General features: G+C 63.4%; 21 protein-coding genes. 1 reads left to right on the top strand and 20 read right to left on the bottom strand.

The annotated features are described in order from the left end of the window. Positions 1-37 precede the first annotated feature (37 nt). The 19 genes from HY019_RS13935 to HY019_RS13845 all read right to left on the bottom strand — a co-directional run bounded on the left by HY019_RS13935 (position 38) and on the right by HY019_RS13845 (position 20,669). On the bottom strand, positions 38-1,393 hold the full coding sequence (locus tag HY019_RS13935) for an adenylosuccinate synthase (protein ID WP_290693075.1): 1,356 nt from the start codon (positions 1,391-1,393) through the stop codon (positions 38-40). Positions 1,394-1,431: 38 nt separating this feature from the next. Further along, a complete protein-coding gene (locus tag HY019_RS13930; protein ID WP_290693073.1) occupies positions 1,432-2,625 on the bottom strand; it encodes an ATP phosphoribosyltransferase regulatory subunit in 1,194 nt (397 codons plus the stop codon). 111 nt (positions 2,626-2,736) lie between these two features. Beyond that, positions 2,737-2,931, bottom strand: a complete 195-nt coding sequence (locus tag HY019_RS13925) for a DUF2065 family protein (RefSeq protein ID WP_290693071.1) — start codon at positions 2,929-2,931, stop codon at positions 2,737-2,739. Positions 2,932-2,955: 24 nt separating this feature from the next. Beyond that, entirely contained in the window at positions 2,956-3,849 is an 894-nt protein-coding gene (gene hflC, locus HY019_RS13920) for a protease modulator HflC (RefSeq protein ID WP_290693069.1), read from the bottom strand. A gap of 33 nt (positions 3,850-3,882) precedes the next feature. Further along, positions 3,883-5,085 (bottom strand): FtsH protease activity modulator HflK, encoded by a 1,203-nt coding sequence (hflK, locus tag HY019_RS13915; RefSeq protein WP_290694195.1) that lies wholly within the window; start codon positions 5,083-5,085, stop codon positions 3,883-3,885. Between the two features lie 179 nt (positions 5,086-5,264). After that, a complete protein-coding gene (gene hflX / locus HY019_RS13910; protein WP_290693067.1) occupies positions 5,265-6,518 on the bottom strand; it encodes a GTPase HflX in 1,254 nt (417 codons plus the stop codon). Between the two features lie 55 nt (positions 6,519-6,573). Further along, positions 6,574-6,813 carry an RNA chaperone Hfq gene (gene hfq, locus HY019_RS13905; protein ID WP_035034608.1) on the bottom strand — a complete coding sequence of 80 codons (240 nt, stop codon included), beginning with the start codon at positions 6,811-6,813 and terminating at the stop codon, positions 6,574-6,576. 135 nt (positions 6,814-6,948) lie between these two features. Continuing rightward, on the bottom strand, positions 6,949-8,313 hold the full coding sequence (der, locus tag HY019_RS13900; RefSeq protein ID WP_290693066.1) for a ribosome biogenesis GTPase Der: 1,365 nt from the start codon (positions 8,311-8,313) through the stop codon (positions 6,949-6,951). Between the two features lie 18 nt (positions 8,314-8,331). Then, positions 8,332-9,492 carry an outer membrane protein assembly factor BamB gene (gene bamB / locus HY019_RS13895; RefSeq protein ID WP_290693065.1) on the bottom strand — a complete coding sequence of 387 codons (1,161 nt, stop codon included), beginning with the start codon at positions 9,490-9,492 and terminating at the stop codon, positions 8,332-8,334. A 69-nt stretch (positions 9,493-9,561) separates the two neighbouring features. Continuing rightward, a complete protein-coding gene (locus tag HY019_RS13890; RefSeq protein WP_290693064.1) occupies positions 9,562-10,233 on the bottom strand; it encodes a tetratricopeptide repeat protein in 672 nt (223 codons plus the stop codon). A 37-nt stretch (positions 10,234-10,270) separates the two neighbouring features. Then, on the bottom strand, positions 10,271-11,572 hold the full coding sequence (hisS, locus tag HY019_RS13885; RefSeq protein ID WP_290693063.1) for a histidine--tRNA ligase: 1,302 nt from the start codon (positions 11,570-11,572) through the stop codon (positions 10,271-10,273). 26 nt (positions 11,573-11,598) lie between these two features. Further along, positions 11,599-12,879, bottom strand: a complete 1,281-nt coding sequence (ispG, locus tag HY019_RS13880) for a flavodoxin-dependent (E)-4-hydroxy-3-methylbut-2-enyl-diphosphate synthase (RefSeq protein WP_290693062.1) — start codon at positions 12,877-12,879, stop codon at positions 11,599-11,601. Next, entirely contained in the window at positions 12,876-13,892 is a 1,017-nt protein-coding gene (locus HY019_RS13875) for a helix-turn-helix domain-containing protein (protein ID WP_290693061.1), read from the bottom strand. Before HY019_RS13875 ends, ispG begins: the two co-directional genes overlap by 4 nt. Beyond that, on the bottom strand, positions 13,885-14,709 hold the full coding sequence (pilW, locus tag HY019_RS13870; RefSeq protein ID WP_290693060.1) for a type IV pilus biogenesis/stability protein PilW: 825 nt from the start codon (positions 14,707-14,709) through the stop codon (positions 13,885-13,887). Before pilW ends, HY019_RS13875 begins: the two co-directional genes overlap by 8 nt. Positions 14,710-14,767: 58 nt before the next feature. Then, on the bottom strand, positions 14,768-15,910 hold the full coding sequence (gene rlmN, locus HY019_RS13865) for a 23S rRNA (adenine(2503)-C(2))-methyltransferase RlmN (protein ID WP_290693059.1): 1,143 nt from the start codon (positions 15,908-15,910) through the stop codon (positions 14,768-14,770). A 29-nt stretch (positions 15,911-15,939) separates the two neighbouring features. Continuing rightward, positions 15,940-16,365: a nucleoside-diphosphate kinase gene (ndk, locus tag HY019_RS13860; protein WP_035034619.1), complete on the bottom strand. Its 426-nt coding sequence runs from the start codon at positions 16,363-16,365 to the stop codon at positions 15,940-15,942. A 137-nt stretch (positions 16,366-16,502) separates the two neighbouring features. Next, complete coding sequence (rluB, locus tag HY019_RS13855; protein WP_290693058.1) at positions 16,503-18,569, bottom strand: 23S rRNA pseudouridine(2605) synthase RluB; 2,067 nt, start codon at positions 18,567-18,569, stop codon at positions 16,503-16,505. Further along, a complete protein-coding gene (gene scpB, locus HY019_RS13850) occupies positions 18,566-19,291 on the bottom strand; it encodes an SMC-Scp complex subunit ScpB (RefSeq protein WP_290693056.1) in 726 nt (241 codons plus the stop codon). Before scpB ends, rluB begins: the two co-directional genes overlap by 4 nt. A 283-nt stretch (positions 19,292-19,574) precedes the next feature. Continuing rightward, positions 19,575-20,669 carry an RluA family pseudouridine synthase gene (locus HY019_RS13845; protein ID WP_290693054.1) on the bottom strand — a complete coding sequence of 365 codons (1,095 nt, stop codon included), beginning with the start codon at positions 20,667-20,669 and terminating at the stop codon, positions 19,575-19,577. Positions 20,670-20,780: 111 nt separating this feature from the next. Here HY019_RS13845 and HY019_RS13840 point away from each other — a divergent pair, with 111 nt between their 5' ends. Beyond that, positions 20,781-21,623: an outer membrane protein assembly factor BamD gene (locus tag HY019_RS13840; RefSeq protein WP_290693052.1), complete on the top strand. Its 843-nt coding sequence runs from the start codon at positions 20,781-20,783 to the stop codon at positions 21,621-21,623. A gap of 33 nt (positions 21,624-21,656) precedes the next feature. Here HY019_RS13840 and aceK read toward each other — a convergent pair whose 3' ends face one another. Beyond that, a complete protein-coding gene (aceK, locus tag HY019_RS13835; RefSeq protein ID WP_290693050.1) occupies positions 21,657-23,555 on the bottom strand; it encodes a bifunctional isocitrate dehydrogenase kinase/phosphatase in 1,899 nt (632 codons plus the stop codon). Positions 23,556-23,560: the final 5 nt, after the last annotated feature.

Genomic DNA, 23,560 nt, shown 5'->3' with positions numbered 1-23,560 from the left:
GATGGTTTGAGCGTAAGACCTGCCGGCGTCAACTGAATCAACCTTTGTAAGGGTGACGCAGCAAGATCGTGTGATCACGATCAGGGCCGGTGGACACCATGTCGATGGGCGCGCCGATGAAGGCCTGCACGCGCTCCAGATAGGCGCGCGCATTGGCTGGCAGCTTGTCCCACTCGGTGATGCCGAAGGTGGTGCCTTCCCAGCCCGGGAAGGTTTCATAGATCGGTTCACAGGCCACGATCTCGTCCGCGTCCAGCGGCAGGATGTCCACGCGCTGGCCATTGAGCATGTAGCCCGTGCAGACGTTGATTTCCTTGAGGCCGTCCAGCACGTCCAGCTTGGTGATGCACAGGCCCGAGATGCCGTTGATCAGCACCGAGCGCTTGAGCGCTGCAGCGTCCAGCCAGCCGCAGCGACGGGCGCGGCCAGTCACAGTGCCACGTTCTTGCCCAACGGTGGACAGGTGGTAGCCCACCGTGTCGGGCGTCTCCCAATCCAGCTCGGTCGGGAAGGGGCCGCTGCCAACACGTGTGGTGTAGGCCTTGGTGATGCCCAGGATGTAGTGCAGCTTGTCAGGGCCGACGCCCGAACCGGCGGCGGCGTTGCCGGCCACACAGTTGCTGGAGGTCACGTAAGGATATGTGCCGTGGTCGATGTCCAGCAGCGTGCCTTGTGCGCCCTCAAATAGCACGCTGCCGCCAGCTACGTTGTGGGCATGGATGCGCACACCGACATCAGCCAGCATGGGCAGGATCTGCTTGGCAGCCTTCATGGCCTCGTCGTAGATGGGCTGGAACGCCAGCGCTTCGGACTTGAGGTAGCCCTGGAGCGCGAAGTTGTGCAACTCCAGCAACTCCTTGAGCTTGGCTGCAAAGCGCTCGGGGTGCTTGAGGTCCTGCACGCGCAGTGCACGGCGCGCCACCTTGTCTTCATAAGCCGGGCCAATGCCCTTGCCCGTGGTGCCGATCTTGCCGCTGCCGCTGGTTTCACGCAGCGCTTCGCGGGCCTTGTCGACCTGCACGTGGAAAGGCAGGATCAAGGGGCAGGATTCGCTGATGAACAGGCGCGAACGCACGTTCAGGCCAGCGGCCTCCAGGCGCTCAATCTCGGACAGCAGGTGGGTGGGGTCCACCACCACACCGTTGCCGATGTAGCAGGCCACACCGTCGCGCATGATGCCCGAGGGGATCAGTTGCAAGGCGGTTTTCTTGCCGTTGATGACCAGCGTGTGGCCGGCGTTGTGCCCACCCTGGAAGCGAACCACCGCCGCAGCGTGGTCAGTCAGCCAGTCGACGACTTTGCCTTTGCCCTCGTCACCCCATTGGGTGCCGACGACCACGACGTTACGAGCGGAAGCGGTGCCGGGACGAGCCGACGCGGAAGTGCTTTGCATGGCGGATTCCTGTTTCGCAGAAAAAGGTCGGGGCGCGCTTAAAGCGCGCGCACCGACCAGCGTCCATCGACCAGCGCGAGTTCGCGATCGCAGTCGAATTCCTGGACGTCGTGTTCATGTCCGGGCAGCACGCACACCACAGTGTGGCCCTGCCCTCTCAGTGCGCGCACGGCCTCGCGCAAGGCTGGGTCTTCACCCCATGGTGCACGCACGGCCGAACGCACAGCCAGCCCCTTGAGGCCAGCCAGCAGATCAGCCAGGATCTTCAGGTCAAGACTGAAGCCCACGGCGGGACGGCGACGGCCGAAGACCGCCCCCACCTCGTCGTAGCGACCACCACGCACCAAGGCATCGGCATGCCCCTTGGCGTAGATGGCAAAACGGGTGCCGCTGTAATAGGCGTACCCGCTCAGATCAGACAGGTCAAAGCCCACGGTCACATTCGGCTGGGCTTGACGCAATTGCGTGGCCAGCCAGGCCAGATCGTTCAGCGCCGCATCAACGAGCGCATGACTGGGCAGCACCTTGCGCGCCTCGGTGAGCACATCTTCGCTGCCAAACAGGCTGGTCAGACGCACCAGCACGTCGCCGGCCGATGGCACGGTCGCCAGCGCCCCCTGGGCAGCCAGTTCACGCAGCGTGCCGACGTCCTTGGTCGTCAGGGCGGCGATCAGCACGTTGTGCGTGGCGGCATCCAGCGCGGGCACACCCAGCCCTGCCAGCACGCCATTGACCAGACGCACATCAGCCAGGTCGATCACCAGGCCAGCCAGGCCCGTCGCCTGCAAGCCTTCCAGCGCCAGTTCGGTGGCTTCCAGGTCGGCTTCCAGGCCGGCATGGCCATAGATCTCGGCGCCCAGTTGCAGGGGCTCGCGGCTGGCATGAGGGCTGGCCGGGCGCGTGTGCAGCACGGGGCCGCAATAGCACAGCCGGGTCACGCCGTCGCGGTTGAGCAGATGCGCGTCAATGCGGGCGACCTGGGGCGTGGCATCGGCGCGCACACCCAGGGTCCGGCCACTGAGTTGGTCAACCAGCTTGAAGGTTTTGAGGTCCAGGGCATGGCCGGTGCCAGACAGCAGTGACTCGATGTGCTCGAGCAACGGCGGCATGACCAGCTCATAGCCGTAGCTGCGAGCCGCATCCAGCCAGACGCGGCGCAACTCTTCCACGCGACGCGCCTGCGCAGGCAAAACGTCAGCAATGTGCTCTGGCAACAGCCAAGCAGACGACATAAGAAAACGTGTGGGGGTTAAAAACGAGATTCTACAGGGGGAAGACGTCGGTTTCACAAACCGGAGGGATCTTCCCCGTGAACCAAGGCTCGCAGAGCCCGGCAAAAGGGCTCAATCACCCATCTGGATGAGCCAGAGCATGATCAGCCCGGCCACCATGCTGATCAGCCCGATGGTCCGCACCTGCTGGTCACTCAGACGCAGCAATTGCTCGAACATGCGCCGCCAACCATCTGGGTTGATCGCCGGCATCAGGCCCTCCAGCACCAGCAGCAAGGCCAGCGCGATCCAGATCGCATCGGACATGAGCGCGCTCGGCGATCGGGCTGCTTACTTGCGGGCAGGCGCTGCGCCTGCGGTGCCGCTGCCGCGCATGGCCTTGAAGAAATCGCTGCTGGGGTCCAACACCATCACATCCGTCTTGCTGCGGAAAGTCGAGCGATAAGCCTCCAGGCTGCGGTAGAACTGCGCAAATTGCGGGTCCTTGCCGAAAGCATCGGCATAGATGGCAGAAGCCTTGGCGTCACCATCACCCTTGATCTTTTGCGCATCGCGGTAAGCCTCGGCCACGATGATTTCGCGCTGGCGATCGGCGTCAGCACGGATCTTTTCACCCTCGGCACCACCGGTCGAGCGCAACTCGTTGGCAACACGCTTGCGCTCGGACTCCATCCGGCGGTAAACCGAATCGGTGATGTTGGCGGCGAAGTCCACGCGCTTGATGCGCACGTCCACCACCTCAATGCCGAAAGACTTGGCATCATCGGCCAGGCGCTTGACCACGGCCTGCATGACCTTCTCGCGCTCGGACGAGAGCATGTTGGCCACGGTGCGCTTGGTCACCTCTTCGTTGAGGGCGGCCTGCACGATGGGCGACAGGCGGTTCTCGGCGTTACGCAGGTCCACGCCGTTGTTGCGGATGAACTGCTTGGGCTCGACGATGCGCCACTTGACCAGCCAGTCAATGACCAGGCTCTTTTTCTCGGCCGTGAAAATGGGGCGCGACTCGGTGCTGTCCAGGGTCTGGATCCGGCGATCCAGGAAAACCACGTTTTGCAAAGGCGCCGGCAGCTTCATCTTGAGCCCAGGCTCACTGATCACTGCCTTGATTTCGCCCAGCGCGTAAACAACCGCAAACTGCCGCTGATCGACCACGAACAGGGTCGATGCCGCGATGATGATGGCCAGCACGAAGCCGCCAAGGATGATGCCAAATCGGTTCATTGTCAGATTCCTTGCCTGTCCTTGCTGCGCGGCTCAACGAGCGTCACGGTCACGGCTGCGCAGGCCGTCCCGCGAGCGGACGTCCTGATTGACCGCAGCGGCGCTAGACGATGCAGGTGCGTCGGCACCGGCGCTGCTATTGCCTTGCGTGGCTGCAGGCACCGGGGTCACAGGCACAGCCCCACCCGGGGAAGACAATTGCATGATCTTGTCCAGCGGCAGATACAGCAGGTTGGAGCCCTGACGGGAGTCCACCATCACCTTGGTGACGTTGCTGTAGACCTGCTGCATGGTGTCGATGTAGAGGCGATCGCGGGTCACGCCGGGGGCCTTCTGGTACTCGGCCAGCACGGACTTGAAGCGTTGGGCATCACCCTCTGCCTGAGCCACCACGCGGGCCGCATAACCAGCGGCTTCCTCACGCAGACGTGCCGCCGTGCCCTGCGCCTTGGGGATCACGTCGTTGGCGTAGGCCTGGCCTTCGTTCTTGAGGCGCTCGCGATCCGCACCGGCCTTGAAGGCATCGTCAAACGCGGTCTGCACCTGCTCGGGCGCCTGCACGCTTTGCACGTTGACGGTGACGACGGTGACACCGGCCTTGAGCTTGTTGACCTGGTTCTGGATCGATTTGACCAGCTCGGCGGCGATGGCGTCGCGCTGCTCGTAGAGCACGGAATCCATGGTGCTGTTACCAACGATTTCGCGCACGGCCGACTCGGCGGCCTGCAGCACGGCTTCGTCGGAATTGCGGTTCTCGAACAGGTACTGACGGGCGTCGGACAGACGGTATTGCACCGTGAAGCGGATGTCGACGATGTTCTCGTCGCGCGTCAGCATGGACGAGTCACGCAGCCCCGTTGCCTGCATCACCGAATTGCTGCCCACATCGATGGAGCGCAACTGGGTCAGGTTGACCACTTCATGGCTCTGGATGGGGAAAGGGGCACGCCACTGGAAACCGGCATCGACCTTATGGCTGTAGCTACCAAAGGTCATGATCACGGCCTGCTGGCCTTCCTGGACGATGAAGAAGCCACTGCCCAGCCAGATCACGGCCACCAGCCCCAGCACCAGGCCGATGCCGATGCCCGCGCCGGTCGGGTCGGGTGTCATGCTGCCGCCCGGGCCATTGTCGCCACCGCCGTTGCGGCCAGCAAAAATGTTGCTGAGCTTGCGGTTGAGGTCGCGCCACAGCTCGTCCAGATCGGGCGGGCCGTCATTGCGCTCGCTCATCATGCCTTGCGGTTTGGCAAGCCCGGGCATGGCCTGACGCACAGCCTGCGCCGCCAACCAGCCAGCCCGACGGGCCATGCCCAGGGCACAACCAGCCACGAGCCAGGCTGCCTGAGGCACGGCACTCATCACCCAGGTACGACCTTGTTCAGGCTGAACGCCTGTTTCCAGGGATTGCATGTTCATGTTCGGACTGTCGGAAAGTCAGGGCGCTCCGGGCTGGGCGCCTCTGCATCGATGGGATTGTGCATGCCGAAACGGGGATCCGACGGCAGATTCTCATTGGGAGCATCACCAAGACCGTGCAAGGCCGCCTCGGCGAGTACCGCGCGCAACACATCCAGGCCCTCACCCTTGAGGGCGCTGACGAAGACGCGCACGCAGCGGCGGCCGGACGGCAACTCGTAAAGGTCGCGCTCGTGACGGGGTTGCTGATGCTCGGGCAGACAATCGCTCTTGTTGAACACCAACACCTGGGGCAGTTGCCCGGCTCCGATGCTGTCGAGCACACGCAGCACCTCGTCGACCTGCTCGTGCAGCACCGGGCTGGCCGCGTCGACCACGTGCAGCAGCAAATCCGCCTCGGCCGCCTCTTGCAAGGTGGCCTCGAAGGACTCCACCAGCGAGTGAGGCAGGTCGCGGATGAAACCAACCGTGTCGGACAGCGTCACGCTGCGTTGCGCCTCGGCCAGGAACAACTGCCGTGTGGTGGTGTCCAGCGTGGCAAAAAGTTGGTTGGCGGCATAGGTGCCGGCCTTGGTCAAGGCATTGAACAAGGTGGACTTGCCCGCGTTGGTGTAACCCACCAGCGAGACACGGAAGGTGCCCGTGCGCTCACGGGACCGGCGCTGGGTGTTGCGCTGCCGTTTGACCTTGACCAGGCTCTCTTTGAGCGACTTGATCTTGGACTCGATCATCCGGCGGTCCAGCTCAAGCTGGGTTTCGCCGGGGCCACCGCGGTGCCCCACGCCGCCGCGCTGGCGTTCCAGGTGGGACCAGCGGCGCACGAGCCGGGTGGACAGGTATTGCAGGCGCGCCAACTCGACCTGCAGCTTGCCTTCGTGGCTGCGGGCGCGTGCGCCAAAAATTTCGAGAATCAGGCCCGTGCGGTCCAGCACCTCGACGCCAAGATGGCGCTCCAGGTTGCGTTGCTGGGCGGGAGAGAGTGCCTGATCGAAGATCACGCCGTGAGCCTGGTAAAGGTCCACGATCGATTTGATCTCATCGGCCTTGCCTGAGCCGACAAACAAACGGGCATCGGGTGCCTTGCGTTTGGCTGTCACTTTGGCAACCGGCATGTCGCCTGCCGACTCGGCCAGCAGCGCCAATTCGTCAAGCGTGGGATCGAAAGATGAGCCGGGGCCCAAATCAACCCCTACCAGCACGACCCTGGGATCCTGAGATGCGTTCAGCACAGACGTTGAAGAAGTCGTCAAGGCGTCAGTCAGGTCTGGGGTCGGCTGGTTGGGTAGGACTGCTCAGCAATGCTGATCAGTCCTCGGTCGTTTCGCTGGCGTGGAAATTGACTGCACGCCCAGGCACAACCGTGGAGATGGCGTGCTTGTAGACCATCTGTGTCACCGTATTGCGGAGCAACACGACGTACTGGTCAAACGATTCGATGTGGCCCTGAAGTTTGATGCCGTTGACCAGGTAAATGGACACCGGCACATGTTCTCTGCGCAAAAGGTTCAGGAACGGGTCTTGTAAAAGTTGCCCTTTGTTGCTCACGATATGCTCCGTGTTGAAAAGTTTCGGATTTGCCACCTTAACACAGTCCCCGTCGCCTATCCGGCTCAGGTTATGTGATGGTTGACGCTGACTGGGGTTAATTGCCCCTTTCGGCGTCATCCAGAGCAGCAAGGGTTACTGGTCCTTGTCGGCAAACGGATTCTGCGACGACTTGAACTCGATGCGCAAGGGCGTGCCAGTGAGCTTGAAATGCTCGCGGAAACGCCCTTCCAGGTAACGTTGGTAGGCCGCGCTGATGTGCTCCAGCGAGTTGCCATGGATGACGATGATGGGCGGGTTCTGGCCACCCTGGTGGGCATAACGCAGTTTGGGGCGATAGGCCCCTGCCAGCTTGGGTTGCTGGAACTGCACGGCTTCCTGCAGCAGGCGCGTGAGCACAGGCGTGGGCAGCTTCTTGGTGGCAGACACCCAGGCAGCCGTGATCGCCTTCCACAAGGGCCCCAGGCCCTGGCGCTTGATGGCCGAGATGTGCAGCACGGGCGCGAACTTCAGGAAGGCCAGGCGCTGCTCGATCGAGCGCTGCAGCATCTCGCGCTGGTAGCTGTCGATGGCATCCCATTTGTTGACGGCGATCACCACCGCGCGGCCGGACTCCAGCACGAAACCGGCGATGTGCGCATCCTGCTCGGTCACGCCCTGTGTGGCGTCCACCAGCAGCAGCACGACGTTGGCATCAGAGATCGCTTGCAGGGTCTTGACGACCGAGAACTTCTCGATGGCCTCGAAGACCTTGCCTTTGCGGCGCAGACCAGCCGTGTCGATCAACTCAAAGCGCTTGCCTTCGCGTTCAAAGGGCACGCTGATGGCGTCACGCGTGGTGCCGGGCATGTCGAATGCCACCAGGCGCTCTTCACCCAGCCAGGTGTTGATCAGCGTGGACTTGCCCACATTGGGGCGCCCTGCCACCGCCAGGCGGATGGGCTTGTCCAGGTCCATCTCGCGCCAGTCGCGGCCTTCGGGCAATTCGTCTTCTTCGTCCTCTTCAGGGAAGAAGCCTTCCAGCGACATGTCCACGAGGCTGCGAATACCCTGCCCGTGCGCGGCAGAGACGGGAATCGGCTCGCCTATGCCCAGCTCATAGAACTCGGCCAGTTGCGGCCCGGTCTGCATGCCCTCGGCCTTGTTGGCGGCCAGCAGCACCTTCTTGTTGGCGGTACGCAGGTACTTGGCGATGTCGTGGTCTTGTGCGGACAAGCCGTTGCGGGCATCCACGACAAAGATCACCGCATCGGCTTCGGCCACGGCCTGACGGGTCTGCTTGGCCATCTCCTTGAAGATGCCGGAGGTGCACTCGGGCTCGAAGCCGCCGGTGTCAATGACGATGAACTCGTGCGGGCCCAACTTGCCCTCGCCGTAGTGACGGTCGCGGGTCAGGCCGGCAAAGTCGGCCACGATGGCATCGCGGCTCTTGGTCATCCGGTTGAACAACGTCGATTTGCCGACGTTGGGTCGTCCGACCAAGGCAATAACTGGTTTCATGAAATTTCAGCTAACAGATCAGTTGGCACGCAACGCATACAGCGTGCCTTTGCGCGTGACGACCAGCAGGGTCTGGTCCACCACGACGGGAGCGGCCACCAGTGCGCTGTCCAGCTCGGTGCGAGCCAGGGTACGGCCGTCGTCGGACGCCAGCACATGGAGGTAGCCATCGTAGTCACCTACGACAACACGATTGCCCCAGATCGCCGGGGCGCTGAGGCTGCGGTAAGTGAATCGGTCCACACGCCACAGCAGGTCGCCGTTTTCGGCTTTCCAGGCACTCAGTCGGTCAGCACCGTCGCTGCCGACCACCATGCGCTCGGTCGCCGCCACGGCCTGACGACCCGCCTGCGGGCGCGTCCAGCGCAGCGAACCGCGGTTCAGTTCCATGCAGGCGACCGACAGCTGGAAGGCACGCACGCAGGCCTCGTCATCAGCACGGGCCAGGGGCCCCACGAGGTCGCCAAGACGCTCGACCTCATTGGTGCCGCGGGGGGTGCCCACGTTCACGTCAAAGCGCACCGTGCCCTTGAGCGGGTCCAGCCCCACCAGGCGGGCGCCCTGCCCCACGAGCAAGGTGTCGCGGAAAGCCGTGATCACGCCGGAGGTGGCCAGCGCCAGGGGCTCGCCACCGGGGCGCTGGTACTGCCACAGCCAGCGGCCATCCAGCACGTCATAGGCGCGCACGCTGCGGTCCACAGCCTGCACAAACACGCGCTCGCCAGCCACCAGCGGCGCCGTGATGACACGCCCCGGCAGGCGCTCACGCCACAGGAGCTTGCCTTGGTCAAAGGCCAGCAGTTCATTGGCCTGCGTGACCACCGCCGCATAACGCCCATCACTGCCAACGATGGCAGACAGATCAGCATGCGCCTGGGCGCGCCAGCGCTCCTTGCCGGAGGCGATGTCAAACGAGACGATGTCGCCGTCGGTGCTGGCCGTGGTGACCACACCATTGCCAACGGCCAGGTTCAACTGGCCCTCAACCGAGCCAATGCGCTGCGACCAGGCGGTGGTCAGGCGCACGCCCGGCGCGCCAAGCGACTCCAGCGATGCCGGCGAAGGCTTGCTGGACCCGCAAGCTGCCAGCACAGCAAGGACAGCGCAGGCGGCAGCCAGCTTCACGAGACGCGAGGCCGAGGGAGTCAGGTTCACCAGTTTGGCGCGGGTCAGGGTCATGTGTGCTGCCTAAGAAAGCGTCCAGAGTATTCGATCAGACCGAAACGATAGCAAGCCCGCAGGCCCGCTTCAGTTTGTCGGCGCCACCTTGTTCGGAGCCGCTGCAGGCGGCTGGCCCAGCGCCGTCAACTTGCCTTCAACGAAGCGGCGGTATTCCACGGTGGGGTCCATGCCCTTCCAGGCTTCGCCATAGGCCTTGGCAGCCTCATCCTTCTTGCCTTGGGCCAGGAGGACGTCACCGCGGCGGTCCTGAACCAGGGCCGCAAACTCCGCAGGCGTGTCCGCCGACAAAGTCTTCAGGGCCTCGTCGTACTGCTTGGCATCCATCTGGATCCCGGCCAGACGCAGACGGGCAATGGCCACCAGGTTCGCGTTCTTGCCACTGTCAACCAGCCACTGCAGGGCAGCCTTGCCCTGGTCCGCCTTCTGGTGCTCGACGGCCACCTTGGCCACCATCAAGGCGCCTTGCTCGGCGAAGGTGGTGCCAGCGTACTTGCTCTTGAGGTCGGCAAAAGCCTGGATGGCCTTGTCGGTATTGCCGGCGCCGGCTGCGCGGTCCAGCTCCTCGTACAGACCACCGGCGCCCACGGCGCGCTGCTGTTGCCAGTACAGATAACCCGTCCAGGCCGCGTAAGCGCCCAGCACCAACACCAGCACCCAGGTGATCAGGTTGCCGTACTGCTTCCAGAAGTGCTTGACCTGGTCAAGTTGTTCCTGTTGTTCAAGATCGTAGGTCGCCATGACGGTTCCCGTTTTGTATGTATGTAAAAGCCGTGGATTATGACTGGGCTGCAGGCAGCAAGGTCTCCGCCCAATCCCCAGTACCAGCCAGGGGACGCGAAACCTGCTCACCGCCATCCCGCAGTGGCTTGATGGACACCTGCCCTTGCGCGACCTCGTCGGGCCCGAAGATCAAGGCATATCGGGCGCCGCTGGCGTCCGCCTTCTTGAACTGCGACTTGGGGCTGGCCGGGCCATCCTTGCCTGCCGGGTTGAGCACCACCTGCACGCCCTTGGCACGCAGGGCCTCGATGGTGGTCAGGACGGTGCTCAGCGGCGCGCCATTGAACACGACCGCAAAGGCATCCGGCGCATTGGTGGGGGCCTCGACACCCACTTCCTGCAAGAGCAGCAACAGGCGCTCCATGCCCAGGCCCCAGCCCACGGCAGGCGCGGGCTTGCCGCCCAGTTGCTCGATCAGGCCGTCGTAGCGGCCACCACCGCAAACCGTCCCCTGGGCGCCAAGCTTGTCGGTCACCCACTCGAACACGGTCAGGTTGTAGTAGTCCATGCCACGCACCAGGCGCGTGTTGACCTGATAGGGCACGCCGGCTGCGTCCAGCACCTGCTTGACGGCCGCGAAATGCGACAGCGAGGCTTCGCCCAGGAAATCGATCAGCTTGGGGGCACCTTCAACCATCGCCTGCATGGCGGGGTTCTTGGTGTCCAGAATCCGCAGCGGGTTGGTGTGCAGGCGACGACGGGCGTCCTCGTCCAGCAGTTCGGCGTGGGATTCAAGGTAGGTGATCAGGGCGGCACGGTGCGCCTTGCGCTCATCCGGCTGCCCCAGGCTGTTGATCTGCAGCACGACGTCGTGCCCGACCTTCAAGCCCAGATCGCGCCACAGGGCAGCCGTCATCAGGATCAACTCGGCATCGACATCGGGGCCGGCGAAGCCCAGCACCTCGGCACCCACCTGATGGAACTGGCGATAGCGTCCCTTCTGTGGGCGCTCATGACGGAACATCGGGCCGATGTAGTACAGGCGCTTGCCGCCCTCGTACAGAAAATTGTGCTCGATGATGGCGCGAACGGACCCGGCCGTGCCTTCAGGGCGCAGCGTGAGCTTGTCGCCGTTGAGGCTGTCTTCAAAGGAGTACATCTCCTTTTCGACGATGTCGGTCACCTCGCCCAGGCCGCGCACGAACAGGGCCGTGGGTTCGACGATGGGGGTGCGCATGTTCTGGTAGCCATAGCGGCGCATCACCTTGCGCACCACGTCTTCCAGCCACTCCCAGCGCGCCGATTCCGGCGGCAGGATGTCGTTCATGCCTTTGATGGCTTTCAGGATCTCGGCCATGTCTGTCTTCTTGTTGGTATGGGTTCTCAGGCCTGTCCGGTCTCGGAGGCCCCGCCAAAGCGGCGTTCGATGTAGGTCTGCACCAGCTGCTGGAACTCTTCGGCGATGCGCTCGCCACGCAGGGTCAAGGCCTTCTCGCCGTCGATGAACACCGGCGCTGCGGGAGCCTCACCGGTACCCGGCAGACTGATGCCGATGTCGGCGTGCTTGCTCTCACCCGGGCCATTGACGATGCAGCCCATGACGGCCACTTTCATCGTTTCGACGCCGGGATATTGGTTGCGCCAGATGGGCATCTGGGCGCGCAGGAAATCGTCGATCTGCTTGGCCAGCTCCTGGAAGGTCGTGCTGGTGGTACGGCCACATCCCGGGCATGCCGTGACGCTGGGCACGAAGGTGCGCAAGCCCAGCGCCTGCAGGATCTCAAGCGCCACCACGACTTCTTGCGTGCGGGCCTCGCCGGGCTGCGGCGTCAGCGAAACACGGATGGTGTCACCAATGCCTTCCTGCAGCAGGATGGACAAGGCCGTGGCGGAGGCCACCGTGCCCTTGGTGCCCATGCCGGCCTCGGTCAAGCCCAAGTGCAAGGGGTAATCACAACGTGCAGCCAGACCGCGGTAGACGCTGATCAGATCCTGCACGCCGCTGACCTTGCAGGACAGGATGATCTGCTCGGGTGACATGCCCAGATCCTGTGCGGCCTGGGCCGACTGCAGGGCCGAGCTGACGAGCGCCTGGTACATCACCTGCTGGGCATCCCATGGGTCGGCGCTGCGGGCGTTCTCGTCCATCATGGACGCGAGCAACTCCTGATCCAGGCTGCCCCAGTTCACGCCGATGCGCACGACCTTGTTGTAGCGCATGGCGACTTCGATCATCTGCCCGAACTGGCGATCGCGCTTGTCACCCTTGCCGACGTTGCCGGGGTTGATGCGGTACTTGGACAGGGCCTCAGCACACGCCGGGTACTCGGTCAACAGGCGGTGGCCGTTGTAGTGAAAATCACCCACCAGCGGCACGTCGATGCCCATGCGATCGAGTTGATCGCGCACATGAGGCACGGCTTGCGCGGCCTCAGGCGTATTGACGGTGATGCGCACCAGCTCCGAGCCAGCCAAGGCCAGCTCCTTGACCTGGATGGCCGTGCCGATGACATCCACGGTATCGGTGTTGGTCATGGACTGCACACGCACCGGCGCATCGCCACCGATGGTGACCACCCGCGCGCCCCACACGACGCGGGCCTGGCGCGAACGCCGCGCAGCAGGTCGGGCGACGTCAATGAGGCTGAGGTTTTCCAGGGTCATTTCAATTCCAGGCGCGCCACGTTGTTGCGTGTCGCAGCGGTCAGATCAACAGGCTGGCCCTTGTAGCTCAACTGCACACCAGGCGCATTGCCGATGCGAAGGCTCAGTGGCGCCAGGCCATCCAGGGCCACGGTTTCACCAGCCAGCACATTGCGCGACAGCAACTTGCCACCCTTGGCGTCACGCACTTCGATCCAGGAGGGATCGCGCACCGACAACACCAACGAGCCACCAGACGACGCGCTGGCCGGCGCTGCCACGGACGCTGCCTGAACCAGACGGGGGTCCTGCCCCGCAACCGGTGCTGGCGCGGCTGCGGTTGCATCTGTTCTGTCCAGCACCAAGGAGGACACGCCCCCAGACGCAGCAGGCGACACCGGCAGGGCCACGCCTGGCACAGAGGCCGCGGACTCCGCGGACACGGCTGGGAGCGCCGCCAGATCTGGTGCTGAAGCGGCCACAGGCGGCTCCAACTGGGTCGCAGAGGCTGCTTGCTCGGCCTTGGCCACCTCGGCAGGACGCGGCGCCATCTGCAGGACCTGGTGGAACCAGGCAGGCACATCCACCGAATCAGGCAAAACGTAAATCCCCAGGGCCCCCAGCAACAGCAACATGGGCGCAAGCCATTTGAAGCTGAGCAAATTCGACCAGTCCCAGTGATGATCGAACAAGGGCGACCCGCCGCGCACGTCCTTGAAGGGTTGGTTCAAGGGGGGCTTGCCTTCGGCCAGTGCCGTGGGCTTGGCGGCTGGCAAGGTTGCCAGCACCTCAGACGGGTCCACCTTGAGTGCGCGGCAGACCGTCATCGCCAGGGCTCGCGTGAAATTGGCATCCGGAAGACGATCGAATTGACCCAGCTCCAGCGCCTCCAGCTTGGCTGGTGTGACCTTGATGGTCGCTGCCAGACCTTCCAGCGTCATGTTCTGGGCTTCGCGTGCACGGCGCAGGATCTCGCCCGCACCACGGTTGCCCGCGTCCGGCGAGGACAGGATGATGGGCGTCGGCTCAGTCATCGAACTTCCCCATCTCCAGTGCGTTGGCCTCGCGGGCTGTCGGGTACTTGCTGCGCAGTTGGGCGCCGAGTTCGTCGCGGCCATTGATGTTGCCCAGGCGGTGCTCGATGCGGATCGCCAGCCACAGGGACTCGGCCGTCACCTGGTTGGGCACATTGTTCACACGGCGGATGTAAAAGCGCGCGCGCTCCAGCTCACCGCGACGGTAAAGCACCGATGCGAGGTTGTAAGCCGTGGCGGGGTTGGACGGGTCCATTTCATAGGAGTGCGCCAGCGTTTTTTCAGCCTCGGGGAACAGGCCGGCATTGATCTGGCAGACGCCACGAACCAGCAAGGTCTTGCTGGTGGCCACGGTCTGCGGCAAGGCAGCGGCGCGCTCGAACAAGGCATCGGCCTCGGCATACTGGCGCTTGCGACACAGGTACCAGCCATAGTTGTGCAACACGCTGCCGTTGCGCTCATCCAGCGACAGCGCCTGCTTGTAGTTCGACTCGGCTCGCTCGGTCTCGCCCATGGCGTCATAGATCAGCGCACGCATTTCATATGCATCGGGCAAGGAGGGATCAATGGCCACAGCCTGCTTGAGTTCGTCCAGTGCGGTGTTGTATTGCCCTTGCGCGTAATACGTGGAGGCCAGCTCCATGCGCAGCCGGGCACGACGGCGGACATCACCTTCATCCGAAGCGGTGGTGATGTCGCCGGATGACGACGACGCCCTGGTCATCGGACCACCGGCGCAGCCACCCAGTTGCCCCAGCGCCATGAGGCAGGCACCCAGCCAGCAAGCTGTCAACACCACCGAGCGAAGCATCCTCATGCAGCAGTCTCCTAAGAAAGGGATCCAGTGTAGAGGCTCCAGCGCCCCTCACTGCGCCTCAATGGGCGTGGCGATTGCGTTCCCCGGGCTTGGGGGCGGCCACTTTGGCCTCGACAGGTTGGCGCAACATGCGGTCGCGCGCATTGGTGCGATCCTGCACTTCGCCGGCCAACTGGCCACAGGCCGCGTCGATGTCATCACCCCGCGTCTTGCGCACCGTGGTGATGATGCCCGCGTCAGCCAGCATCCGTGCAAAGGCCTGAACGCGTTCGGCTTGCGAACGGTGCAGTCCCGATTGCGGGAAGGGATTGAAAGGAATCAGGTTGAATTTGCAGTTGATGCGTCCCTTGACCAGGGCAATCAACTCGCGGGCATGCTCGTCGGTGTCATTGACGCCATCGAGCATGCAGTATTCGAAAGTGATGAAATCACGCGGCGCGGCTGTCAGGTAATCGCGACAGGCATCGAGCAATTCGTGGATCGGGTACTTCTTGTTGATCGGCACCAGCTCGTCACGCAAGGCATCGTTGGGTGCATGCAGCGACACGGCCAGCGCGACCGGGCAGTCGTGCTTCAGGCGCTCGATCATGGGCACCACGCCCGAGGTCGACACGGTGACGCGCCGACGCGACAGGCCGTAGCCGTGGTCATCGAGCATGACCTTCAGGGCCGGCACCAGCGCGTTGTAGTTTTGCAGCGGCTCACCCATCCCCATCATCACGACATTGCTGACGATGCGCTCGGAAGTGCCCAGACGCTGACGCAGCGTGTGTTCGGCATGCCACAACTGGGCCAGGATCTCACCCGTGGTGAGATTGCGACTGAAACCCTGATGGCCGGTGGAGCAGAAACGGCAGCCCACGGCGCAACCTGCCTGCGATGAAATGCACAGCGTGGCGCGATCGTCTTCGGGGATGTAGACACTTTCAACGGCGTTGCCGCCGCCCACGTCAAACAGCCACTTGATGGTGCCGTCGGACGAAACGTGCTCACTGATCACGGGCAAACGTTTGAGGGTGGCCACACCCTGGAGCTTGCCGCGCAGCGACTTGGCGAGATCCGACATCTGGTCGAAATCGGTCGCACCTTTTTGATGGATCCAGCGGAACAACTGGGTGGCGCGGAAACGCTTTTCACCCAGTTGCTCGCAAAACGCGGTCAACCCGTCGAGGTCATAGTCCAGCAGGTTGACGGCGTCCATACTTCTTCAACAACAACGCTTGTCGCCAATCAGCGGGCGTAGACGTTCAGAGCGGGGAAGAAGAAAGCGATTTCAACGGCAGCGGTTTCAGCGGCGTCAGAGCCGTGCACGGCGTTGGCGTCGATGCTGTCAGCGAAGTCAGCGCGGATGGTGCCCTTTTCGGCCTTCTTGGGGTCGGTGGCGCCCATCAGGTCGCGGTTCTTCAGGATGGCGCCTTCGCCTTCGAGCACTTGCACGAACACGGGGCCGGAGATCATGAAACTCACCAGGTCCTTGAAGAAAGGACGGGCAGCGTGCACAGCGTAGAAGGCTTCGGCTTCGGCTTGCGACAGTTGCACCAGCTTGGCAGCGGCGACCTTCAGGCCAGCGCCTTCAAAGCGGCTGATGATTTGACCGATGACGTTCTTGGCAACGGCGTCGGGTTTGATGATCGAGAGGGTGCGTTCGATAGCCATTTAGTTCTCCTGAGTCGGCAGATTTGACAAAACCCAGCATTGTACTGTGCGAAGGTGTCAGTGCAATGCAATACAAGATTGAAACGGTGACTTGTCAACGCGGGTTTCCCTGAGCGCTGTCATGTCACTTGATGAAATCAACGGCGACCGCGGCCACCACCGCCGCCGCCACCGCCGCGACGGCCACCACCACCGGTCTTGCCGAAGTAGGCATCGGCGCCGATGTAGCCCACAGAGGTCTGCAGCGGATCGGGTTGACGAGGGCCCTGGCCCTTCTTCTGACCGCCCTGGTCTTGCCCGTGGTTCTGGTCAGGACGACCAAATCCGGCAGTAATGCGCTTGGAACCCTTCACAAAACGCTTGTCGAAGGTCTGCTCCAGGGGGTTGGGGATCGGCCCGATGTGGTCCAGATCGTCGTCCATGTCGTGGCGAGGCGCCTGGGGGCGATCCTGCATGGGGCCACGTTGCTGCTTGTTGCCAAAGCCGCCCTGACCACCACCTTGGCCGCCGCCTTGACCGCCATTTTGCGGACGGCCACCGCGCTGGTCCTGCTGACCCTGCTGGCCACCACGACCTTGCTGCGGCTTGCCCTTGAAGCCCTGCTGGCTCTTTTGCTGGCCTTGGCCTTGACCTTGGCCCTTGCCGCCACGACCTTGCCCCTGGCCTTGACCTTGGCCCTGCCCAAACTCCTGCCGGTCCATGCCTGCCAGCGACTTCACGGCACGCACGTCCGACTCGCCCAGCTCGACCCAGATGCCACGCTTGAGACCACGCGGCAGCACGATGGCGCCGTAACGCACGCGGATCAGGCGATTGACCGTCAGGCCCACAGCGTCAAACAGCTTGCGAACTTCGCGGTTGCGGCCTTCGGTGATGACCACGCGATACCACTGGTTCACGCCCTCACCTTCGCCCTTGCTGATGGACACGAAAGAGGCCGATTGACCTTCGATTTCGACACCAGACAGGAGCTTGTTGCGGGCGACCTCATCCAGGGTACCCAGCACGCGAACAGCGTACTCACGCTCCACGCCGAAGCGGGGATGCATCAGCTGATTGGCCAGCTCGCCCGAGTTCGTGAACAGCAGCAGGCCTTCGGTATTGAGGTCCAGACGGCCAACCGACATCCACTTGCCGTTTTGCAGGCGTGGCAGGCGCTGGAACACCGTCGGACGACCTTGGGGATCGTCGTGCGTGACCACTTCGCCGGTCGGCTTGTGATAGGCCAGGATGCGCGCGGGCGGCGGCGCAATGCGGACCCGGATCGGGCGGCCGGCCACCTTGATGCGGTCACCAAAGGAAATGCGCTGACCGATGTGGGCAACCTGGTCGTTGACCTCGATGCGGCCGTCTTCGATCATCTGCTCGATGTCGCGACGCGACCCGACGCCGGCTTGCGCCAGCACCTTCTGCAGCTTGGGTGCGTCAGGTTCGGGGCGCAGAACGCGCTTGTAAGGGCCGCTTTCTTCTGCCGCAGCCGCCTCGGCGGCCTCTTCTTCGCGCTGCTTGTCGAAATCACCCGACAGCAACTCGGCATACACCTCGGTGGCCTGCTCAGCGGCGATGGCGGCACGGCGCGAGGGACGCTGCTCGCCCGGCTCACCGGCACCTTCAAGGCCTTCGCCGTCTTGCACGGCGCGCTCTTCACCATCAGCCGCAGCCATGACCTGATCCTGACGAGGTGGGCGATCGCCACGCGGGCCGCGCTGGCGATCCCGATCACGCTCACGGCGGTTGCCACGCCCTTCGGGGCGCTGCTCACCGGCCTGGGCAGGTGCATCAGACACCTGCTCGGTCACGTCGCCTTGCAGCGCCAATTCAGCCTGCACCGGTGCGGCAGGTGCCTGGGGTGCCGCTTCGCGGGGGGCATCCTGCACCTCATCGGCAGATGCGGCCTCGACCACTTCCGCAGCCTTCTTGCGAGGCGCGCGCTTGGGCTTGGCCGGCGCAAGGTCGTCGCCACCGGACTCGGCCGCTGCAGCGACTTCTGCCGCCGCAGGCACCTCAGCCTCAACGACCTTCTTGCGGCGCGGCGCGACTTTCTTGGCGGGCACCGCGGCCTCCTCGGTAGAGGCCACGGCCTCGGCTTGCGGCGCTGCGTCCTCAGTCACCTTCGGGCGGCGGGCTCGCTTGGGCTTGACCACCTCTTCGGTGACCAAAGGCTGTTCATTGGGATCTTGCATGGGCACGTTGTCTGTGGTCATGGAGCAGGAAATTCTGTGTTCGGTTCGGTATCGGGTGACTGCAGCGCGGCTTCCTCTTGGAGCGCGGGCTCAGCCTGAATCAGGGTCTCGCCAGCAGGCGCCTCCAGCAAGGAGGCCTGGTCTTGCGTCGGGCCTGCCTCATCGGCCGGCGCCTCATCGGTATCAGCCTCTTCAAGACCTGGCAGCAAGGCCTGGCTGACCGGCAAGCCATCCAGTGTCGGCAACTGGTTGAGCGAGGCCAGCCCCAGGTCATCCAGGAACTGCCTGGTGGTGGCGAACAGGCTTGGCCTGCCAGGCCCATCGCGGTGGCCAATCACCTCGATCCAGCCCCGGTCTTCCAGTTGCTTGACGATGTTGGCGCTGACTGTCACACCACGGATGTCTTCAATGTCGCCGCGGGTCACGGGCTGCTTGTAGGCAATGATGGCCAGCGTCTCCAGCGTCGCCCGCGAGTACTTGGGCGGCTTCTCTGGATTGAGGCGATCCAGATGGGCCTGCACCCCGGCACGCGTCTGGAAGCGCCACCCGTGGGCCACCTGACGCAACTCGACCCCTCGCCCATCCCAGCGCGCGCTCAATTCCGCCAGCAAGGCGAGCACGGAATCCGCCGACATCGTGTCGTCGAACAACTGGCGCATCTCGCGCACCGTCATGGGCCGATCGGCGCACATCAGCGCCGCTTCAAGAATGCACTGGGCATCCTGAGGATTGAGGACTTCCATCTCTTCAATCGAATAGGGTCGGGCTGCCTTGCAGGGCTTGCGGACGACATTCAAAGCAGGCGGACACGCTTGTTGTCACGTGGCGAGTCCGCGAGTCGGGTTACACGAGGCGTTTTCCGCCCGGCTTGTAAAAAGGAACCTCTGTGAGGTGATCAGGCCGGGGAGCGCCAGGAGGCGCTTCAACCCTTGCTCGGCTTTTTGAAAAGCCGCCTGTATCCGGGCTCTGCGCCCGTTGTTTGTCGATGCATTATGCACCAGTTGCGCCTTGCCATGGCACAGATCATCAAACCGCCCCGCCAGCGTCAGACAAAAGTGCCCAGGCCTGGGCCATGTCCTCTGGCAGCGGCGCCTCGAATTTCAGCAATTCGCCCTTGATCGGATGCAGGAAGGACAGGCGGGCGGCATGCAGCGCCTGGCGGGTCATGCCCAGTGCCTGCGCGCCGCCATAGAGCGCATCGGCCACCAGCGGGTAACGCCGGCTGCTGAGATGCACACGGATCTGGTGCGTCCGCCCGGTGTGCAAGGTGCACAACACCCCGCTGAAGCTGCGCGGCGCCGCGCGCTCACCCTTGCCCGCTGGCGACGCCGGAGCCCACTCACCCACCAGCAGACGCTGCACATCCGTGCGCGCAGGTTTGCCCGAAGGCACCACGGCCATCTTGATCCGGGTGACGGGGTCGCGGCCGATGGAGGACTCGACCGTGAACGACTCGGGGGGCATGCCATGCACCAGCGCGAGGTACTGCCGGCTGACCTCGCGTGCGGCAATGGCACGCGTCAAGGCCGTGACCGCTGCCAGGGTCTTGCCCACCACCATCAGGCCGCTGGTGTCCTTGTCCAGCCGGTGCACGATCCCGGCGCGAGGCAGGTTCACGGCGCCCGCATGGTGCGCCAGCAGGCCGTTCATGAGCGTCCCCGTCCAGTTGCCTGCCGCTGGGTGCACAACCCATCCCGCGGGCTTGTTGACCACCAGCAGGTGCTCGTCTTCAAAAACGATGGGCAGGTCCATGGGCTCGGGCACAAAGGCCTGGCTTTGCGCCGTGGGCTTGAGCAACACCGCCACGCGCTGCCCGGCCAGTACCTTGCGCGAGGCCGAGTTCGCCACCTTGCCATCGACCTCGACGCAACCCTCCTCGACCAGGTGCTTGAGGTGATTGCGAGAAAACTCGGAGGCGCCGGAAACCAGAAACACATCCAGACGCTGGCCATGCGCGGCTTCGCTCACGTCCCACACCCGGCGCTCGGGCTCCTTGGGCGGGGCCACCGGCATGACATCGGATGGCTCCAGCCATTCGTCGTCCGCGAGATCGAGATCGACCACTTCGGGGGAAACGCCTGTGGTGGGCGACGGAGATTCAACGGGGGTGCGACGGGCCATGTGGCAAACAAACCTGGTAAGCGGAAAAAAGAAAAGGCAGAGGGCTTCTATACTGCGGGTTCTGGCGCTGCAAGGCGGAACTGCAAGCGGAGCGATCCGCAACATACACACGTGAAACTGCTGAAGAACACCTCTTGGAGCACCTGGACCGGTCAACGTGCCGGCCTGCTGGCACTGGCTGTGAGCGCCCTGATGGCGGCATGCGGATCGGCTCCTCAAGACGAGTTTGCCAACATCAGCCCGGACAAATTGTACGCAGACGCCAAGGAAGAAGCGGCTGACGGCAATTACGAGAACGCCATCAAGCGCCTGGAAAAGGTCGAGGCACGCGCCTCCGGCACGATCCTGGCACAACAGGCGCAGATCGACCTGGCTTACTCGTACTACAAGACAGGCGAAAAAGCGCAGGCCCTGGCCAAGCTGGAACGCTTCATCCGCCTGCACCCGACCAGCCCTGCGCTGGACTACGCCTACTACCTGCAAGGCCTGATCAACTTCAACGATGACCTGGGCTTGTTCGGCCGCCTGGCCAGCCAGGACCTGTCAGAGCGAGACCAACAGGCCTCGCGCGACGCCTACGAATCCTTCCGGCTGCTGAGCGAGCGCTTCCCCGCCTCGAAGTACACGCCCGACGCGCGCCTGCGCATGAACCACATCGTCAACTCGCTGGCTGCCGGCGAAGTGCATGTGGCGCGCTACTACCTGCGTCGCGGGGCCTACCTGGCTGCGGCCAACCGCGCCCAGCAAGCTGTCAAGGACTACCGCCAGTCGCCCGCCATCGAAGAGGCGCTCTACATCATGGTCCAGAGCTACGACAAGCTGGGCCTGACGCAATTGCGTGATGACGCGCAACGCGTGCTCAAGCAGAGCTTCCCCAACAGCGGCTACCTGGGTGACCAGGCTGTCACCGAGCGCCCCACCCCGGTCAAGAAGCCCTGGTGGCAACTCTGGTGATGCAGGGGCCCCAGCGGCCACCGGCATAGGGCTTTAGTCCCCGCTGGCCGCGCCACCGGTTGTGAAGCCGGAGAGCGTCCCCTGATCATGCACTTCGCGGCCGAGAGGCCGCACATCCACCGGCTCTTCAGTCGGTGCGACCTCATCCGAAGGTTCGGCCTGAACCTGCTCCAGGTGGATTTTGTGGATGAAGCGGCGCGCCCGGTCATACGGGAACACATCATGCACATAGCCCGCCTTGATGCGCTCCTTGTGCTGCTGCCAGAAGTCGGCTTCCAGCAGATCGGCGTGATGTTCCATGAAGATCTTGCGCACGCGCGGGTCGCCCAGCAGGAAAGGCCCGAAGGTTTCGGGGAACACATCGTGCGGGCCGACGTTGTACCAGATCTCGCCTGACATCTCGTCTTCCTCGGTGCGAGGCTCGGGCACCTTGCGGAAGTTGCAGTCGGTGACGTACTCGATCTCGTCATAGTCGTAGAACACGACTTTGCCGTTGCGCGTCACGCCAAAGTTCTTCCACAGCATGTCGCCCGGGAAGATGTTGGCCGCCACCAGATCCTTGAGCGCGTTGCCGTACTCGATCACGGCATGCTCCAGCGACTCGCCCGTCGCCTCCTGGATGTAGATGTTGAGCGGCACCATGCGGCGCTCGATGTAGAGGTGCTTGAGGATCAGCACCTGGCCATCCTCGTCTTCTTCCATCACGCTGGGCGCGAACTTCTTGAGCTCCGCGATCAGCTCTTCATCGAAGCGGTGGCGAGGAAAGGCCACGTTGGTGAACTCCAGCGAGTCGGCCATGCGGCCCACGCGGTCGTGCTGCTTCACGAGCTGGTACTTGCCCATGATCATGTCACGCGTGGTTTCCTTCTGCGGCGGGAAGTAGTCCTTGATGACCTTGAACACGAACGGGTAGGACGGCAGGTCGAACACCAGCATGACCATGCCCTTGATACCGGGCGCGATGCGGAACTTGTCGCTGGAATGCTTCAGGTGAAAGAGGAAGTCCCGGTAGAACAGGTTCTTGCCGTGCTTTTGCAGACCGATCGCGCTGTAGAGCTCACCCCGTGGCTTGCGGGGCATCAGTGTGCGCAGGAACTGCACATAGGCTGATGGCACCGGCATGTTCACCATGAAGTAGGCGCGCGCAAAACTGAACAAGGCCAGCAGGTCGTCCTCGCCAAACAAGGCCGCGTCGATGTAGAGCCGGTTCTTCGAGTTGTGCAGGATGGGGATGGCAAACGGCAAGCTTCGGAAGCCGTTGACCACCTTGCCGACGATGTAGGCCCCCTTGTTGCGGAAGAACAGGGACGACAGGACCTGGATCTGGAAGTTGGTGCGCAGGCGGACGTTGCCGATCTGCTCCAGCAGCGCGTCGTAAACAAAGCCGATGTCGCGATCCAGATCATCAAAAGGGATGGCCAGCTCGTAGTTCAAGACCAGGGTCTTGAGCATCTCGCGCAGGTTGTCGCGCGTCGGGTAGTAGGCCCGGAAGGTGGCGTTGCCCTCGCCTTCTTCGTCGTCGATGTACTCGGTCGACACCGCGGGGCGCACGAAGATGAAATCGTTGCGGTAGTACTTGCGATGAAGGATCTTGATGGTGACCGAGTTGAAGAAGGTCTCGGCACATTCCGGCTGCTTGTGCCCGGTCAACAAGCCGATGTAGAACAACTTGATCTGATGCCAGACCTCCATGGGCAAGGTGCTGGCCTGATAGTCGGTTTCCAGACGCTCGACCGCCTCTTCCACGCGCAGGTCGTAGAACTCGATACGCACACGCTGTGCCGTCTGCTGACCGTGCCAGTCTGCCTGTTCAAAGCGCTTCTTGGACTGCGCACTGGTTTCGCTGAAGATCTTGTAGTGGCGGTCAAAACCGTCCAGCAAAGCCTTGGCGATCTCAAAGACCCGGGAGTCGGTCAGCTGCTGTGGAAACATCGTGT

This window comes from Aquabacterium sp., from assembly GCF_016195855.1.
Lineage (GTDB): Bacteria > Pseudomonadota > Gammaproteobacteria > Burkholderiales > Burkholderiaceae_C > Aquabacterium.
This window is presented reverse-complemented; position numbering and strand designations above follow the sequence as displayed.

Excerpts from the sequence above, each read along its gene's own strand:
- HY019_RS13935 (WP_290693075.1), bottom strand. The coding sequence starts at position 1,393 with ATGCAAAGCACTTCCGCGTCGGCTCGTCCCGGCACCGCTTCCGCTCGT.
- HY019_RS13930 (WP_290693073.1), bottom strand. The coding sequence starts at position 2,625 with ATGTCGTCTGCTTGGCTGTTGCCAGAGCACATTGCTGACGTTTTGCCT.
- HY019_RS13925 (WP_290693071.1), bottom strand. The coding sequence starts at position 2,931 with ATGTCCGATGCGATCTGGATCGCGCTGGCCTTGCTGCTGGTGCTGGAG.
- hflC (WP_290693069.1), bottom strand. The coding sequence starts at position 3,849 with ATGAACCGATTTGGCATCATCCTTGGCGGCTTCGTGCTGGCCATCATC.
- hflK (WP_290694195.1), bottom strand. The coding sequence starts at position 5,085 with ATGATGAGCGAGCGCAATGACGGCCCGCCCGATCTGGACGAGCTGTGG.
- der (WP_290693066.1), bottom strand. The coding sequence starts at position 8,313 with ATGAAACCAGTTATTGCCTTGGTCGGACGACCCAACGTCGGCAAATCG.
- bamB (WP_290693065.1), bottom strand. The coding sequence starts at position 9,492 with ATGACCCTGACCCGCGCCAAACTGGTGAACCTGACTCCCTCGGCCTCG.
- HY019_RS13890 (WP_290693064.1), bottom strand. The coding sequence starts at position 10,233 with ATGGCGACCTACGATCTTGAACAACAGGAACAACTTGACCAGGTCAAG.
- hisS (WP_290693063.1), bottom strand. The coding sequence starts at position 11,572 with ATGGCCGAGATCCTGAAAGCCATCAAAGGCATGAACGACATCCTGCCG.
- ispG (WP_290693062.1), bottom strand. The coding sequence starts at position 12,879 with ATGACCCTGGAAAACCTCAGCCTCATTGACGTCGCCCGACCTGCTGCG.
- HY019_RS13875 (WP_290693061.1), bottom strand. The coding sequence starts at position 13,892 with ATGACTGAGCCGACGCCCATCATCCTGTCCTCGCCGGACGCGGGCAAC.
- pilW (WP_290693060.1), bottom strand. The coding sequence starts at position 14,709 with ATGAGGATGCTTCGCTCGGTGGTGTTGACAGCTTGCTGGCTGGGTGCC.
- rlmN (WP_290693059.1), bottom strand. The coding sequence starts at position 15,910 with ATGGACGCCGTCAACCTGCTGGACTATGACCTCGACGGGTTGACCGCG.
- ndk (WP_035034619.1), bottom strand. The coding sequence starts at position 16,365 with ATGGCTATCGAACGCACCCTCTCGATCATCAAACCCGACGCCGTTGCC.
- rluB (WP_290693058.1), bottom strand. The coding sequence starts at position 18,569 with ATGACCACAGACAACGTGCCCATGCAAGATCCCAATGAACAGCCTTTG.
- scpB (WP_290693056.1), bottom strand. The coding sequence starts at position 19,291 with ATGGAAGTCCTCAATCCTCAGGATGCCCAGTGCATTCTTGAAGCGGCG.
- HY019_RS13845 (WP_290693054.1), bottom strand. The coding sequence starts at position 20,669 with ATGGCCCGTCGCACCCCCGTTGAATCTCCGTCGCCCACCACAGGCGTT.
- aceK (WP_290693050.1), bottom strand. The coding sequence starts at position 23,555 with ATGTTTCCACAGCAGCTGACCGACTCCCGGGTCTTTGAGATCGCCAAG.